General features: G+C 62.8%; 14 protein-coding genes. 8 read left to right on the top strand and 6 right to left on the bottom strand.

From position 1 onward, the window contains the following. Positions 1-89: 89 nt before the first annotated feature. The 5 genes from KF708_09870 to KF708_09850 all read left to right on the top strand — a co-directional run bounded on the left by KF708_09870 (position 90) and on the right by KF708_09850 (position 4273). Positions 90-458: a hypothetical protein gene (locus KF708_09870; protein ID MBX3412982.1), complete on the top strand. Its 369-nt coding sequence runs from the start codon at positions 90-92 to the stop codon at positions 456-458. 77 nt (positions 459-535) lie between these two features. Next, complete coding sequence (locus KF708_09865) at positions 536-1951, top strand: iron-sulfur cluster-binding protein (protein ID MBX3412981.1); 1416 nt, start codon at positions 536-538, stop codon at positions 1949-1951. Then, complete coding sequence (locus KF708_09860) at positions 1948-2628, top strand: lactate utilization protein (GenBank protein MBX3412980.1); 681 nt, start codon at positions 1948-1950, stop codon at positions 2626-2628. Before KF708_09865 ends, KF708_09860 begins: the two co-directional genes overlap by 4 nt. A gap of 179 nt (positions 2629-2807) precedes the next feature. Next, a complete protein-coding gene (locus tag KF708_09855; protein MBX3412979.1) occupies positions 2808-3755 on the top strand; it encodes a hypothetical protein in 948 nt (315 codons plus the stop codon). A gap of 164 nt (positions 3756-3919) precedes the next feature. Next, the gene (locus KF708_09850) at positions 3920-4273 is read left to right on the top strand and encodes a PIN domain-containing protein (protein ID MBX3412978.1); all 354 of its coding nucleotides are present in this window, start codon (positions 3920-3922) and stop codon (positions 4271-4273) included. Positions 4274-4296: 23 nt separating this feature from the next. On the opposite strand, the gene KF708_09845 is transcribed toward KF708_09850, so the two are convergent. The 5 genes from KF708_09845 to KF708_09825 all read right to left on the bottom strand — a co-directional run bounded on the left by KF708_09845 (position 4297) and on the right by KF708_09825 (position 8244). Then, entirely contained in the window at positions 4297-5181 is an 885-nt protein-coding gene (locus tag KF708_09845) for a cation transporter (protein MBX3412977.1), read from the bottom strand. Positions 5182-5343: 162 nt separating this feature from the next. Beyond that, the gene (locus KF708_09840) at positions 5344-5916 is read right to left on the bottom strand and encodes an ankyrin repeat domain-containing protein (GenBank protein MBX3412976.1); all 573 of its coding nucleotides are present in this window, start codon (positions 5914-5916) and stop codon (positions 5344-5346) included. 93 nt (positions 5917-6009) lie between these two features. Further along, the gene (locus KF708_09835) at positions 6010-7155 is read right to left on the bottom strand and encodes a hypothetical protein (GenBank protein MBX3412975.1); all 1146 of its coding nucleotides are present in this window, start codon (positions 7153-7155) and stop codon (positions 6010-6012) included. A gap of 130 nt (positions 7156-7285) precedes the next feature. Then, positions 7286-7696 carry a hypothetical protein gene (locus KF708_09830; protein MBX3412974.1) on the bottom strand — a complete coding sequence of 137 codons (411 nt, stop codon included), beginning with the start codon at positions 7694-7696 and terminating at the stop codon, positions 7286-7288. After that, positions 7693-8244 (bottom strand): RNA polymerase sigma factor, encoded by a 552-nt coding sequence (locus KF708_09825; protein ID MBX3412973.1) that lies wholly within the window; start codon positions 8242-8244, stop codon positions 7693-7695. The genes KF708_09830 and KF708_09825 overlap by 4 nt, the downstream gene beginning before the upstream one ends. Positions 8245-8675: 431 nt before the next feature. Here KF708_09825 and KF708_09820 point away from each other — a divergent pair, with 431 nt between their 5' ends. Next, a complete protein-coding gene (locus KF708_09820) occupies positions 8676-10028 on the top strand; it encodes a DUF1598 domain-containing protein (GenBank protein ID MBX3412972.1) in 1353 nt (450 codons plus the stop codon). Between the two features lie 4 nt (positions 10029-10032). Here the strand turns inward: KF708_09820 and KF708_09815 are convergent, their stop codons facing one another. Continuing rightward, a complete protein-coding gene (locus KF708_09815) occupies positions 10033-12006 on the bottom strand; it encodes a SulP family inorganic anion transporter (protein ID MBX3412971.1) in 1974 nt (657 codons plus the stop codon). A gap of 269 nt (positions 12007-12275) precedes the next feature. Between KF708_09815 and KF708_09810 the strand changes: the two genes are divergently transcribed. Together KF708_09810 and KF708_09805 are read left to right on the top strand one after the other, a co-directional pair. After that, on the top strand, positions 12276-13814 hold the full coding sequence (locus KF708_09810) for a YifB family Mg chelatase-like AAA ATPase (protein ID MBX3412970.1): 1539 nt from the start codon (positions 12276-12278) through the stop codon (positions 13812-13814). Positions 13815-13991: 177 nt separating this feature from the next. After that, entirely contained in the window at positions 13992-15188 is a 1197-nt protein-coding gene (locus tag KF708_09805) for a GNAT family N-acetyltransferase (GenBank protein ID MBX3412969.1), read from the top strand. Positions 15189-15369: the final 181 nt, after the last annotated feature.

Genomic DNA, 15369 nt, shown 5'->3' with positions numbered 1-15369 from the left:
GCCCATGCGGGCCGTTGCACGTCCGTGCGAGCATGTTGCACGATTCACGGAGCTGGGAGTAGCGGGCGTTCCTTTACCGTTGCGCGACGATGACGCAGACCAAGAAACCACGTTCTTCCAAAAAACGCGACGAACGGTCCGCCGGCGAATCGGTCGAAACTCGGCTGGCCGACTTCTTCACCGTGGGCTGGATGTTGACCGTCATGATGACCTGCCTGTGCGAAGTCGGAGCCTTCGCGCTGGGGGTCTTTCTGCGCTATTCGGAAGGGGGCACGAACTTCGAACTGCTGCGCGGCATGCTGCTCTTCGCCGCCGTAGTGCTGGGGCTGGTCACGCTGATCCTAACGGCCGTCGTCTGGCGCCTGCGACGCGTGCCGCCGCCGACGAGCGTGACGTTGTTCGCCATCGTGGTGGCGGTCGTGCCGATGCTGACCATGATCATTCAATCGCTGGATTGAACTTGCTTCTCCCGCTAGCGGAGCGGCGATCTTTTTGATGCCGAAGCTGATGGGGACCGGACGACAAGACCAACGCTATGACCGACTACGCCGTCCACGAGCACGAAGAGTTTCTCACCGCCGCGGATGAGGCCCTGGCCGACCCGTCGCTGCAATCGGCGCTGTCGATGCTGGCCGACACGCTCGGCCAGCGCAACAAGGATGCCTTTGCCGAGTTGTCGGACTCGGGCCTGTTGCGCGATCGTGCGCGCGCGATCAAGGATGCCACGCTCGCCGAACTGGATCGGCATCTTGAGACGCTCGAGGCAAGCGTCAATCGTCGCGGCGGCCAGGTGCATTACGCGGCCGACGGCGCCGATGCGTGCCAGACGATCGCCGGCATCATCCGTGCCGCGGGGGGGCGGCATGTCGTCAAATCGAAGTCGATGACGACCGAAGAGATTCATCTCAATCGCGCGCTCGAGGCCGAAGGGTTCCACGTCGTCGAGACCGATTTTGGCGAATACATCCTGCAAGTAGCCGGTCAGCGGCCTTCGCATCTGGTGGCCCCTGCCGTTCACTTGCGCATTCCCCAGGTGGCCAAGATTCTTGGCGACGATGCGGGGGAACAATTGCCCGAAGATGCCGAGAAGCTGGCCGCGTATGCGCGCCGCACGCTGCGAAAAGAATTTGCCCGTGCCGACGTGGGGATCAGCGGCGCGAATTTCGCCGTGGCCGAGACCGGCACGGTCGTGCTGGTGACGAACGAGGGGAACGGCCGCCTAACCACGAGCATGCCGCGCGTCCACATCGCGCTGCTGGGCATGGAAAAGGTCATTCCCCAGCTGGCCGATCTGCCCGTGTTCCTCAAAGTGCTCGCACGCGCGGCGACCGGTCAAAAACTTTCGATCTACACGTCGATGATTACCGGCCGGCGTCAACCGGGCGAACTGGATGGCCCAGATGAGTTTCATCTCGTGGTGCTCGACAACGGGCGCTCGCGCATTCTCGGCGGTCCGCTGCGCGAGAGCCTGTTCTGCATTCGCTGCGGCGCTTGTTTGAACGCCTGTCCGATCTATCGCAACATCGGCGGCCATGCCTACGGCGGCGTCTATGCTGGCCCAATCGGCGCGGTGCTCACGCCGTTGTACTCGGGCCTGACGCATCACCCCCACTTGCCGCATGCCTCGAGCTTGTGCGGGGCATGTCAGGCAGCCTGCCCGGTGAAGATCGCCATTCCCGAGATGCTCGTGCAACTCCGCGAGCAACTGCACCGCGAACCATCGCAGGCCAACCGGGTCGAGAATGCGATCTATCGTTTGTGGGCCGCGATGCTGCGGCGGCCGCGACTGTACCGGCTGGCCACGTGGCTGGCGACGCGCACCATCGGACGCTGGCCGGGTGGGTGGATCCGACACCTGCCGGGCTTGGGGGGCTGGACCGGCGCGCGCGATTTCCCTGCCCCCGCGCCCGAGAGCTTCCGCGACTGGTGGCACCGCGAGGGGCAGGCATGAAGCGCGAGGAGTTTCTGGCCCGGGTGCGCGGCGCCGCCGCGGCCGGACGGGCCTATCGAGTCCATGTGCGAGACGACATTCCAGCTCGTGTGGGCTACGTCGGTGCGGGACCCAATCCGGCCGAGCGCCTGGCGGCCGAGATGAATGCCGTCGGTGGATTTGCGCAATTGGTCGACAGCGAGGAGGCCGCCCGTGCAGCGCTGGCCGAGTTGTTGGTGCGCTACTCGCCCAAATCGGCGCTTTGCTGGCAGCACCCACTGCTCGAACGACTGGGCCTGGCGGCGCTGCTCGAGACGCACGGCGTCGAACATTGGTCGCACGATCTTTTGGCGCCACTCGACCAGCCCACCGCCCGGGCAAAGATGTTCGCCGCCGAGATCGGCATTACGAGCGCGACCTGGGCGATTGCCGAGACCGGCTCGCTGCTGATGGCTGCCACGGGGGGCCGCGAGCGCACGGCGAGCTTGCTCCCTCCGGTTCATGTGGCGATCGTCGAGCGGGCGCAGATCGTGCCCGACCTGTTCGATGCCTACGCACAGCTCGAGGCCGCTGGTGTCGAGAACTTGGCCAGCAACGTGACGCTCATCACCGGTCCCAGCAAGACGGGGGATCTCGAGTTGAAGCTGACGACCGGAGTTCACGGGCCGGGCAAGTGGCATGTAATTATCGTCCGGTGAGCGGATCAAGCTTCCGTCGCGACGACCGTGAACCGTGATTCCTCGATTCCTGCGCGTTCTTGCGCAAGATTCTCGCACGTCGCACGAATGGCCTTGTGCCGGGCAGTAGTCCTGCCATTACATTGTGGTGGCGGCGGTGTGGTGGATGATTCGGTTTTGCGGAAAGACAGGTTTCTCGCATGGGCATTTCGGTACTCGATCCCATCCATCCTGCCATCGAGCGGACGCGACAGATGCTCTTTCGCCCGTTCGACGTCCAGAAATGGGTCACGCTGGGGTTCTGTTCCTTTCTGGCCAATCTGGGGCTCAATAGCGGCGGTGGGGGTGGGAATGGCGGCTTCGGCGGTCAGTTCAGACCGGCTCAGAAACCAGACGAGGCATTTGAGAGCATCAAGCAGTGGACGATCGATCACTATGAATTGATGGTGGCAGTCGTGCTGTGCATCGTGGTTGGCTTTGCCATTATCAGCACGTTGATCATGTGGCTGAGTAGTCGCGGGCAGTTTCTGTTCCTGGCCGGCGTGGCACGCGATCGCGCCGCGGTGCGCGAGCCGTGGCGCGAGTTTCGCGAGCAGGGAAACTCGCTCTTCTGGTTCAACGTGTGGTTCGGCTTTGCCCTGTTTCTCGTGGTACTGGCAGCGCTGGTAACGAGCGGCCTGCTGGCGATGCCCGACATTCGCGCCGAGCAGTTCGGTCCGATGGGGGCGCTCGCGTTGGCCTTGGGGCTGACGGCAATTGTCGTGGTGGCAGTCGTTTACAGTGTGGTGGGCATTCTCCTGTACCAGTTGGTCGTGCCGATCATGTACCTGCGCCGCTTGACGGTGATGCCGGCGTGGGGGGAGTTCAATCGCACGATCGTCGCCGAACACAAAGGCACGCTGGTGCTGTACCTGCTGTTTCAATTGGTGTTGGGAATCGCCTTGGGCATGATCGCGACACTCGTGGCCTGCCTGACGTGCTGCGTCGCCGCGCTGCCGTTCATCAGCTCCGTGGTGCTGCTACCGCTGGCGGTTTTTCACCGCTCGTACACGCTGTACTTTCTGGAGCAATTCGGGCCGGAGTGGAGATTCTTTACTAGACCGGGGGAAGGTCCGTCCGGGCCGATCATACCCACGATAAATCTGTGATTGGTGGGTGCTACGTCCTCGACGGGATGACTGACGAGGAACTGGTCGAGTTTCACTCCGTGATCGAGTCGCCGGTCTATTTTGCGCGACGAGCACCAGAGAATGGATCGTAGCCTGCTTGATACAAGTACGCTGTCGGACACATGCTGCCACGTGGAATGCAATTGCCCACCACCGAGGCCCGGTCTAAGCAGTATCTGAGGTCGCACGGAAGATTCACTTTCTCGCACATCTCGTGTTTTGAGATACTACGAGGACTGCGGAAACGTCATGCCCCGCAACGAATCGATCGGTTCACGCAGTTCTGCCAGCGTTCGGAGTTGTTGCCGGTCACCTATGAAGTGATCGATCTTGCTGCGACGCTTTGGGCCGACGGCAAGCAGCGTGGCGTCAGCGTCGAGGATAGTGACCTGATGATCGCGGCCACCGCCATCCTTGAAAAAATTCCGCTGATCACGGCGAACCCGCGACATTTCTCGTGGATTGCGGATCTGCAAGTTGCCAACTGGCGCGAGTAATATTCTCGGCGAACGATCTGAAATCAAAGATCGTTGGTTTGCTTATTCATCGCGTGCTCGTGCGGATATGGCTCGAGATGCACGAGTACGTCGCGCAGACTGGCAAAGCGGGCGACGAGCTGGTCTTTGACCTCGTGCCCGATGCGATGTCCTTCTTCGACCGTCATCCGGGCATCGACCTCGATGTGGATGTCGGCCAGAAACTCGATGCCCGTCTTGCGCACCCAGAGTTTCTCGACGGCGCGCACGCCAGGGACGGCGGCCGCCACCTCGCGGATCTCGGCCACGAGCTTTTCATCGGCCTGCGGATCGAGCAACTCGCTGGTGCTGCCGGCCAGCAGCCAGCCTCCCGACCACACAATCGCAGAGACGACCACGAGAGCCGCCGCTTCATCGGCCCAGAGAAAGCTGGGTCCTCCCCAACGCACCGCCGCCAGTCCGATCAACACCGCCAGCGAACAGAACGCATCGCTACGATGATCCCAGGCATTGGCCAGGATCGCGGACGATCCGATCCGCTGGCCGATGCGCTGCTTGTAGCGATACAGCCCCTCTTTGATGAGGACGTTGGCGCCGGCGATCCACATGGTCCACACGGGGGGCGTGACATGCTCGATCCACAGCCGCTGGATCGCCTCCCAGCCCACCAGCAATGCCGACACGATCACCAGCAGCGCCACGTAGGAGCCAGCAATCGCCTCGGCCCGGGTGTGACCGTACGGGTGTTCGTCGTCGGCCGGCCGCTGCGCAAACCAGAGGGCAAAGAGCACCACGGCGGACGTCAGGGCATCGCCCAGCGAGTTCACCGCGTCGGAAACGAGCGCGAAGGAAGAGCCGACGATCCCGCCGACGAGCTTGACCACGCCGAGCGAAATATTGACTAGCAGACCGAGCCACGCGGCGCGCATGGCGCTGCGGTAAAGAGGCTGGGGCGAGGCGTGCGCTGGCGTCGACAAGTCAGTGTCCCGGTGGGATCTGCGAAAGGGAGAACGCCGGCGCAAGGGCAATGGCCCCCTGCTATGGACATATTAAATCGTATGCCAAGTAGTGGAAAAACTACAGGGGGAGCTTCATGGTCGCTCGGCGATCAGCAGTTGCTTTATCGCTTCCAACCGGGCAGTTTTTTCGAGGATCGCCGGCGGTGTAGGCTGATCCTTGACCAGTGATTGATAGAAACTAATGTTTTCATCAATCAAATCTGAGGCACAGCGTCCGTCCAAGGTTCTGGTCGTAGGATCGGCGCCCGCCTGCAACAGCAGACGCACAATTTCGAGTTGGCTTCGTGCTACCGCATGCAGGAGTGCCGTCGCGCCGCTTTCACTCGTGTGATGAACGCTGGATTCGGCTTCGAGTAAAAGCTGAGTTGCTTCCGGCGAGCGTGCGAACATGAGGGCAGTGACGCCACGTTGCCAACGCCCGTCGACAGGAGAATGCAAATTCAGCACCAGATCTGGTCTGGCACCACGACTCAGCAAAAATGCGACGGATGAAACTTGGTCGGCATAGGTCGCGTTGTAGAGGGGGGAATTGCCGAACTGTGGATGTACGAAATCAAGATCGGCGCCCACATCGAGCAATTGCCGCAGCAATTCAGGCCGACCTGCTGATGCCGCCGAAAGCAGTTCCATGCCGAGTTCGGTCATGCCGATGAATTCCCTCTGATTGGTCGCGAGACTTGAAGCCAGTAAGCCAATCGCAAAGCGTGCTCCCGTCAGGTCACAGCGAAACTTATCAGCTTAAGGAGCCGGCGTTTCTGGTGACGATACAGGAAGCAAATAGCCGAGATCGGCCTCCTTCTCAAAGTCGCCCCCCTGATCGACGCCGTCGCGGCCTACCGAATAGATGAGCCACCCCTCGTCGACCTGTTTCAAATGTAGTGGTTCCTGCGAGAACGGATCGCGCGTGGCGTTGCCGGAGAGTCCCAGCGAGTCGATCGTGGGAACTGCGTCCGGGTGAGTCTCCAGGGTTGCCTGCAACGCGATCAAAGCGCGCAAGCAGCGCGTGCGCGCGATGTCGGTATAGGCGGCGCGAGAGAAAGCGTCCAGGGCCGGTATCAAGATGCTCACGGGAAAGCCCCGCGTCGTGGACGAGTTCGCCTCATCGAAGGCATGGGGCCCCTGCTGAAGCCGGTCGTTCCAGGTGGCGGCGTCGCGCAGATATTGATATTGCCAATATTGCGTTAGAGGCCGTGCTACTCGCGATTGGGATAGGTCGTCAAGCATCGCCATGCCGAAGATGGCTTCGCTCTGCAGTCCTTCGCACGCAATGGTCAGGTCATCGTGCAGCGCCAGTTCCTGTTCCAGCCGTTGTCGCTGCGATGACGACAGCGGATACTTTGCCATGAGCCTGGCCATCGCAACCTTGGTGTCGTTCGCGTAGGCAGTCGCCAACAGATAGCCAATGATCGTGGGCTCATGACGCAGTATTCGCGCGAGTGACAGGCCAAGCATGAGCGAGTCGAAGGCCTCTTCGTACTGTTCGTCGGCGACGAGTTGCCGCGAGCGCAACCGCAAAGCGCGGGGTATCGTGCGCAATTTCGAGGTCTGGTCCAGTAATCGCTGGGAGAGAATGGCGTGCGAATACTTCCGCATCGTGCCGATCGTGCGAGATTGATAATGTTCTGCCTCCACGGCGGCACGGACCAAGGGAAGAAGACGTGCGTAGGCATCGGACAGGGCCGCCACCTTGGCAGCCGCCTCCGGACCAAGCTCGCTCTCGTCGCAATCATCAGCGGCGATGACGTCGGCCAGTTGCTGGTTGATGCCCTCGGCCCAAGGCAAAGCGCGTTCCAGCATTGCCGCACTATTCTCGTCGTCCGAGAGTCTGGGCATGGCTAGATCTTGGAACGTGTTGGGCAGGCCCTGCGCGCGCCGGGCGGCCAACTCACTCTCGAGCAGCCGCCCAGTGTAGACCAGGGCTAGCGTATGTCCGATGAGCAGGGCCAAAAGCCCACAACCCACCGTCAAACCGAGGATGCGCAAGAACTTCTTCATGGCCGACAACTCCAATCAATTATGGAATAGATGGCCCGTCTTGCTGCGAGGCACGAACGAACAGAAGGTGCGCGTACTGCTCGAAGCTATCGGGGTTCGGCGCCGGACTCGCCTGTAGCCATCGCAACCAGGCCGGAGGCCACCGCGTGACGGGCTCCGCCTGAGCGAACGAGCGAGGCACCGTTACGAGCAAATCTTCGCTGGGGTGCCGGTACGAGGAGAGTCGTTCGTGTACCAGACTGCCCACCGCCAGGTTAAGCCCCAGGGCGACCAAGATCGCCGCGGCTACCCGTTTGCCCCAGGATCGGCGTTGCCGTCGGATGGTCGTCAACTCCTGCGAAACTTGAGCAAGCACGCGAGCGCGCAACGGCGGGGCGGGGTGAGTCTGGATCGATCGATCCAAACTCAATTCGAGTTCATCGTCCGTCATGGCAGTTTCCGTGGTGCGTGTGGATGCCGATCGTCCTCGCGTTGCTCGAGCCACGCACGCATCCGCGACAGCGCAGTGCGATATCGCGTGGCGACGGTTCCCTGCGGCGTGCCGAGCGCCTCGGCGATCTCGACAAACGTCAACTCACCGAAGATTTTCAGTTCGACCACTTCGCGCTGGAGGTCGGGCAATTGGCCGAGCGCGAGCTCTACTTCGTCGGTGTTCTCCCATGGGGGAGTGGTCGCCGCCATGGGTGGGGCTTCGAACGATTCGAACGGGTACCGTCTCCGGTGCCGCGCGGAGCTTACGTAACGCTCGACCTCATGCCGCGCGATGCCGAACAGGTAGGCCGTCAGGTGTCGTACCTGGCGCAGGCCCGCTCGACCTTGGGCCAGTCGCACAAAGGTCTCCTGCAGCACGTCGTCGGCTGCGTCTCGGCTGCGGAGCCGCGAGAGGAGAAAACGGTACAGCCGTAGCGCCAGCGCGTCGTACAACTCGGCGAAGGCGGCCTCGTCCCCTGCGGCCAGTCGCTGTTGGAGTTGCTGCATCGCGGCATCCCGTGGTCCCTCGACGACTCTACCCAGGTAGAGCGCCCGGTGGTCCCCATTTATTGCCTCGGTCGAACGTTTTTTTTCGCTCCTCGGGCGGTCTGCTCGCCGCGCAGGTGCCAATTCTGGGCGAATTCCCGGGGAACCGGTTGGATATTCGCCTTCCCGAGAGGTGCGGGATCGAAAGCCCGCCCTGTTTTCTTGATTTGCCTAAATTGCCCGATTATGGTGGATCTACGGTTCTATGGACCGAGATGCCGCCTTGCCCGTTCGGGTTGGGGGGCAGCCTTAATCTGCAATCAACACGCTTCCCACCTCGTGCCGGCGACAAACGCGTCGTGCGACCTTGGTGGGAGCGTACCGGACAGCGTCGGAAGAGTAGAGGAGTAGCCCCGGTGATGCGCCTTTTCAGTCGACGTGCATGGCTTGCCATGCCGCTGGTCGCGGTTGCCTGCCTCGCGTGGTGTAACCTGGCCAGTGCCCAAACGACGGGTAATTCCAGCGTCGCTGGTGTCTCGATCGATGCCGACGGCGTGCTGCGCAAGCAGCTTTATACCGATCCGTCGGGCATGCTCACGCGCGAGCGCGTAGCCGCGGCCAAGACACGCCTCGACTCGAGCGTGCTGGCCACGAGCAAGCTGCGTAAAATCTCGCTCAACCGTCTCGAGAAGGCGTTGGCCGAGCGCATCGCGATCAATCGTGCGCCGACCGAAGAAATGCTCTACCTCGCCGGCATCACGCGTCTGAAGCATGTCTTCTTCTATCCCGAGACGGGGGACATCGTGGTCGCCGGTCCCGCCGAAGGCTGGATGACCGATCTGTCGGGGCGCGCGGTCGGCCTGAGCCAAGGCCGACCCGTGCTCGAGCTGCAAGACCTGGTCGTCGCGCTGCGCGCCTTCCCACCGGGGGACGTGTCGAAGAACAAGGAGATCGGCTGCTCGATCGATCCGACGCCGGAAGGCCTGGCGCGCATGCAGGAGTTCTTGCAGGCGGTTGGCCCCACGGCGACGCCCGACGACACGCAGTCGATCGTCGATGGCTTGCGTTCAAGCCTGGGCATGCAGAACGTGACGATTCGCGGCGTTTCGCCGAAGACGCACTTCGCTCAGGTGCTCGTCGAGGCCGACTACCGCATGAAGCTCATCGGCATCGGTCTCGAGCAGCCGCCGATCAAGCTGGCCAGCTATGTCGACAAGGCCAGCGCCGCGCAGGTCTCGCGCAACGCGATGCAGCGCTGGTATTTCATGCCAGATTACAAGTGCGTGCGCACCAGCGAGGATGGCCTGGCCATGGAACTGATCGGCGACGGCGTGCAGTTGGTCGGCGCGGATGAAGTCGTGGTGGCCGGTGGGCAGCGCAGGCAGGCCGCCACGGGGGACCGTGCCAGCCAGGCTTTTGTGCGAGCTTTTACCCAGAAGTATCCGCAACTGGCCGAGCGTTCGCCGGTCTACGCGCAGCTCCGCAACCTGATCGACATGGCCGTAGCCGCGGCCTACGTGCAGCAGGAAGACTTCTACGGCCAGGCATCATGGACGCCGACGACCTTCGCCGACGAAAGTGCCTTCCCCGTTGAAACGAGCCCCGAGCCGCGCAACGTCGAGACGGCGGTGACCAGCATCTGGAAGGGCAATCGTCTGATGACGCCCGTCGGCGGCGGCGTTTCGATGCATGCCTCCGAGGCGCTCATTCCCGACAATATGCTCGAGGACGAAGGGGGCGAGCTCGCCAAGAAGCGCGAGGCGATCGAGCTGAACCTGGCCGAAGGCCAGTGGTGGTGGGATTAGCACCTCAGTGTGCTGTCGGGTCGCCGACCGATTCGAGCGGGTTGCCCAGACGCCGTCGGGCTTCTTTGTCGGGCGTGAAGCGGGCGTGCAGCGAGTCCCAGTCGAGCACCAGACGACCTCCCGTGGCACGGTGCTGCCGCGCCCAACTCATGAGCAGGTCGAGGCAGGCATGATCGATCAGATCGAGCTGCTCGAACTCGACATGCAATTCGGCCCCCTGGGGCACACGCTCGAGATCGGCCGCCAGGAGGGGCAGCCGGAGAAACGTGGCGGCGCCTTCCATACGCAGTGTCGCGTGACGCTTATCGCTGGCGATCTGCAGCTCTGTCTTCAGATGCGAGAAGGTGATGAGCAGCTTCAAGGCCGATAGCACGATGCCCGTCACGACGCCGACGAGCAGGTCTTCGACCACGATGGTGACGACCGTGATCAGAAAGATCGCCACCTCGCTCTTGCCATATTTCCACAACTCGACGATCGAACGTGGATTGACCAGCTTGTAGCCCGTGTAGACGAGAATCGCCGCCAGTGCCGACGTGGGCACCATCGTCAGCAGGCGGCTGAACAGCACGACGCACAAGAGCAGCCACAGCCCGTGCAACATGGTCGAGAGACGCGACCGAGCGCCGGCCTGCACGTTGGCGGCGCTCCGCACGATGACGCCCGTCATGGGGGCGGCGCCGAGCAGCCCACAGATCATGTTGCCGATGCCTTGCGCGGCCAGTTCCCGATCGTATTTCGTGCGGGGCCCGGTGTGCATCTGGTCGACGGCCGTGGCGCAGAGCAGCGTCTCGGCGCTGGCGATGATGGCAATGAAGAGGCCCGTCCGTAGCAGCACCAGCACAGATACGTCGTGGAGCGTCGCGAGCGAGGGGAAATGCACGCTTGCGGCCAGGCTGCTAGGCACCTCGACATACAGCACCGGCAGGCTCAGCCAGGCGGCCACGGCTGTGGCCAGCACGATGGCCACGAGCGGAGCCGGAATCGCCTTGATCGCTTTGAGCGGGATGAGCGGCCACAGCAGAATCACGGCGATCGTCAGCAGTCCCAGCTTGGCGGCCCAGTCGTGATTCTTGAGGGCCGCCAAGACGCCAGACAACTCTTGCACCGCGGCGGTCTGCGATTTCACCACGGTCTGGTAACGTTGCTCGCGCAGGTCGTCGAGGGCGAGCTCGTTGGCCTTCCGTGCGCGCTCGAGCGCCTGGGCAAAGGCGTCTCCCTTTTTGCTCTCCAGGGCGAGCAGACCCGAGGTGCGTGCATGCTCGATCTGGCGAACGAGCGCGTCGTGCAATTCCTGCTGGGCCTCGACGAATGACGCTAACCCCTCGGCTTGCTGTTGATGAATTTCTGCCGAGCCATGTTCCGAGATGCGCTCGGCGACAACTTCTTCGATTTCGAGTTGTCGCTCGTGCAACGCGCCGAAGGCCTTGATCTCGTCGGTTTTCAACTGCCGCGTTTCCAGCGTGTCGAGAGCGGGCAAGGGCAATCCTTTGCGGATCGCCTCGGGTATCGTGCGCAGATTTTCCAGGCCCGACTTGCGCGGCTTGTCGTCGACCATGACGTGAATCTGGCTCGAGAGGAGTAGGACGCCGATGCCCGAGAGCATCCCCTTGATGACCGCGGGCGAGACGGCACGAAACCATTGGCCTAGTTTTGCCAGGCCGGCAATCCACTGCAGTACGCCCCCCACGAGCACGACGAGGCCCACGGCCTCGTAGCCGAACTGCTGTACAATCTCGTAGATGACGACGGCCAGGCCCGCCGCCGGACCGCTGACTTGCAAGGGCGATCCCGAGATAGCGCCCACGATCAGTCCACCGACAATGCCGGTCACCAACCCCGCGGCCACCGGCATGCCCGAGGCCATGGCGATGCCCATGCAGAGAGGTAGCGCCACCAGAAAGACCACGATCGACGCGAGAAAATCGTGGCCGAGGTTCGAGCGAAACGACAGGCGTAGCGCACGATGGACGGCCATTCGACGTTTCCTACAAGGAAGTTCTGCCACTCTGGTCGACTCGAACGCAACTTGCGCGCCGCGGCAGGCGGCGGAAGGGATCTCCACGCGGGGGACCTGCTGCGAGTATCGCGGCGGCGATCGGGCGACGTCAAGCGCGCGGGCCGGCATGGCAACCTGGTTCCGATTCCGTCGCCTTGGTTGCAGTGCGACCCCCCACGCCCCACAATGCATCATTCAGTCGCCAGGCAGTTCGGCCGAAGCGGCCATCGCATCAGGGGCAGCGCCGTATGTTGGCGAAGTTGCGCACATTCTCGCTCGTTGGCATCGATGCGCTTCCGGTCGAAGTCGAGGTCGATGTCTCGGCTGCCGCGATGCCGAAGACCGTCCTCGTCGGGCTGCCCGAGGCCGCCGTCAAGGAAAGCGTCCATCGTATCGGCCGCGCGCTGGTGAACTCGGGCTTCCAACGCCCGTACGACCGCGTGGTGATTAATCTCGCCCCGGCGGAACTGCCCAAGCAGGCCGCCTCGTTCGACTTGCCGATCACCCTGGGCATACTCGTCGGCAGCGGACAACTGGCCTCCGACCTGCTCGCGCAATACGCCGTGGTGGGCGAATTGGCCCTCGATGGTTCGACGCGCCCCACGCGCGGCGCCCTGTCGATTGCCATATCGGCCGCCAAGGAACGTGGATTGCGCGGACTGCTCGTGCCCTCGTCGAGTGCCTCGGAGGCGGCGGTCGTCGAAGGGATCGAGGTGATTCCCGTGGCGAGCCTGGCGCAGGCAGTGGCCTTTCTGGCCGGACAGATCGAGATCGAACCGGCGCCTCCGCGCCTGAGCGAGCTGTTTGCCGCGTTGGGACAGTACGAGATCGACTTCGCCGACGTACGAGGTCAGGAGATGGCCAAACGCGCCATCACGGTCGCGGCCAGCGGCGGCCATAACCTGCTGATGCTCGGGCCGCCTGGCTCCGGCAAGACGATGCTCGCCAAACGAGTGCCGACGATTCTGCCCGAGCTCGCCTCGAGCGAATCGATCGAGACGACGCGCGTTTACAGCGCGCTTGGTCTGTTGCAGCCCGGACAGCCGCTGTTGGCGACGCGTCCCTATCGCAGTCCGCACCACACGATCAGCGATGCCGGGTTGGTTGGCGGCGGTTCAACACCGGCGCCGGGCGAGATCAGCCTGGCCCACAACGGGGTGCTGTTTCTCGACGAGCTGCCCGAGTTCAACCGACGTACGCTCGAGGTGCTGCGCCAACCGTTGGAAGACGGCACGATCACGATCAGCCGCGCGCTTTCGAGCACGACGTTCCCAGCCGACTTCATGCTGATCGCGGCGCTCAATCCTTGTCCTTGCGGCTATCGCAATGACCCGCGCCGTGAGTGCCAGTGTACGATCCCTCAAGTCGAGCGTTACATGAGCAAGATCAGCGGGCCGCTGTTGGACCGCATCGATTTACACCTCGAAGTTCCCGCCGTGCCATTTCGCGAGCTCTCTTCCAAGACCGCCGGCACGTCGAGCGCCACGATGCGCGAGCAGGTGTCGCAGGCGCGCGCCATTCAGCGCGAGCGTTTCGCCGGGACTCGAGTCCGCACGAACTCGCAGATGTCGTCGCGGTTAATTCGCCGCCACTGCGAGCTCGATGCCGCCGGACACGAACTGCTCCGCGCCGCGATGAGCGAGCTAGGACTTTCCGCCAGGGCGCACGACAAGGTGTTGCGCGTGGCCCGCACAATCGCTGATCTCGATACCAGCGATACCATCGCCGCCCCTCATCTGAGCGAGGCGATCAACTATCGCGTGCTCGATCGCGCCTTGTGGACGTGATCCTGAATTCTCCTTAAGCATCGCGAAAAGACCTGGGGGCACTGACGTATAGTTGGTTGATCGATTGGCGGTCATGTCCCCTGCCGTTTGTGCCGGTAGCGCCGATGGCAGCGATCGCACGGGGCGAACATTCTCGATGCGATGGCATAGGTTGCCGGGCCGCCGTGACTAGAATGGATGCAAGTTCTCCTCCAGGCAAAAGGCATCAGCGTGGCGTCCTCGTGTTCCAGCACCGCGGTCGAAGCAGGGCTGCGCGTCTCGCTTGAACCTTTGACCGACGTCGCCGTGCTTGAGTCTTTATGGAAGGCACTCGCGCCGTTGTGCGAGCACTCCTTCTTCAACTCCTGGTCGTGGATCGGCTGCTGGCTCGAATGCCTGCCCGAAACGATCCGGCCGCTCGTTTTGCGGGTCGAGCAAGCTGGCCAACTCCTGGGATTGGGGCTCTTCGTCCCGCGCAAGGTTCGCCGTCGTGGAGTCGTTCGCTCACGCGTTCTGTGTCTGCACGAAGTGGGCGATCCGGACTGTGACGCCCTCCGCATCGAGCACAATGGCCTGTTGGTGCAACGGGGACGCGAGGAGGTCGTCGCGCGGGGGGTCGTGGCGTATCTCGATCGCGCGCCCGCCTGGGACGAGATCTTTCTGAGCGGCATGGCCGCCGACAACGCACTGCTTGGGACAGCCGCGGCCGCCGCTTCGTCGGCCCGTCTGGTCATCGAATCGCGCGAGCCCTCGCTGTTCGTCGATCTCGAAGCGTTGCGCCGCGACGGCGCTGATTACCTATCGCGGCTCAGCGGCAATACGCGTTCTCAGATCCGCCGCTCGATGCGCGAGTACGAAACGCGCGGTCCGTTGACCATCGTGGCCGCGGCCAGCGTGGAAGAAGCAGAATCCTATCTCGGCGAGTTGGCCCGGCTGCACCAGCAGCTTTGGACGAGCCGGGGAGAAGCGGGGGCCTTCGCGGGCGAATTCTTCTCTCGCTTTCACCGGACACTGGTCCGCCAGTGTTTCGCTGCCGGCAACATCCAACTGCTGCGGATCGCGGCGGGGGAAGCCACGATCGGATACCTCTACAACTTCGTGTCCGGCGGACACATCGCGTTCTACCAAAGCGGCTTTGCCTATGACGAGAATCCGAAACTAAAGCCGGGACTCGTGAGCCATACGCTGGCCATCGAGTTGAACCGCCAACTCGGGCATCGTGTCTACGATTTTCTCGCGAGCGAAGCCCAATACAAACGCAGCCTGGCCACCGACTCGCAAGAGATGGTCTGGGCGGTACTGCAACGTCCCCGGCTGCAATTCGATCTGGAACGCCGCCTCCGGCAGCTCAAACGCCAGATGGTGGGACGCACGGACGGCGAGACTTCCCTGTAAGCATGGTTGATTCTGCTGTAGACGCGTACGAGCAGCGTCCGTCTAATACAGCAAGTCGGGTTTACGGGTGTGAATGACGCTTGCGTGGGGAGTGCGGCCATGAAGTACGCACGCTGCTTTTTACGTCTTGCGCTGGCCTTGTTCGTGTTTGCGCTCGCCTATCGTCTCTATCCGCATGGAA

It is taken from the genome of Pirellulales bacterium, from assembly GCA_019636335.1.
GTDB lineage: Bacteria > Planctomycetota > Planctomycetia > Pirellulales > JAEUIK01 > JAHBXR01.
This window is presented reverse-complemented; position numbering and strand designations above follow the sequence as displayed.

Excerpts from the sequence above, each read along its gene's own strand:
- KF708_09870 (MBX3412982.1), top strand. The coding sequence starts at position 90 with ATGACGCAGACCAAGAAACCACGTTCTTCCAAAAAACGCGACGAACGG.
- KF708_09865 (MBX3412981.1), top strand. The coding sequence starts at position 536 with ATGACCGACTACGCCGTCCACGAGCACGAAGAGTTTCTCACCGCCGCG.
- KF708_09860 (MBX3412980.1), top strand. The coding sequence starts at position 1,948 with ATGAAGCGCGAGGAGTTTCTGGCCCGGGTGCGCGGCGCCGCCGCGGCC.
- KF708_09855 (MBX3412979.1), top strand. The coding sequence starts at position 2,808 with ATGGGCATTTCGGTACTCGATCCCATCCATCCTGCCATCGAGCGGACG.
- KF708_09845 (MBX3412977.1), bottom strand. The coding sequence starts at position 5,181 with ATGCGCGCCGCGTGGCTCGGTCTGCTAGTCAATATTTCGCTCGGCGTG.
- KF708_09840 (MBX3412976.1), bottom strand. The coding sequence starts at position 5,916 with ATGACCGAACTCGGCATGGAACTGCTTTCGGCGGCATCAGCAGGTCGG.
- KF708_09830 (MBX3412974.1), bottom strand. The coding sequence starts at position 7,696 with ATGACGGACGATGAACTCGAATTGAGTTTGGATCGATCGATCCAGACT.
- KF708_09825 (MBX3412973.1), bottom strand. The coding sequence starts at position 8,244 with ATGCAGCAACTCCAACAGCGACTGGCCGCAGGGGACGAGGCCGCCTTC.
- KF708_09820 (MBX3412972.1), top strand. The coding sequence starts at position 8,676 with ATGCCGCTGGTCGCGGTTGCCTGCCTCGCGTGGTGTAACCTGGCCAGT.
- KF708_09815 (MBX3412971.1), bottom strand. The coding sequence starts at position 12,006 with ATGGCCGTCCATCGTGCGCTACGCCTGTCGTTTCGCTCGAACCTCGGC.
- KF708_09810 (MBX3412970.1), top strand. The coding sequence starts at position 12,276 with ATGTTGGCGAAGTTGCGCACATTCTCGCTCGTTGGCATCGATGCGCTT.
- KF708_09805 (MBX3412969.1), top strand. The coding sequence starts at position 13,992 with ATGCAAGTTCTCCTCCAGGCAAAAGGCATCAGCGTGGCGTCCTCGTGT.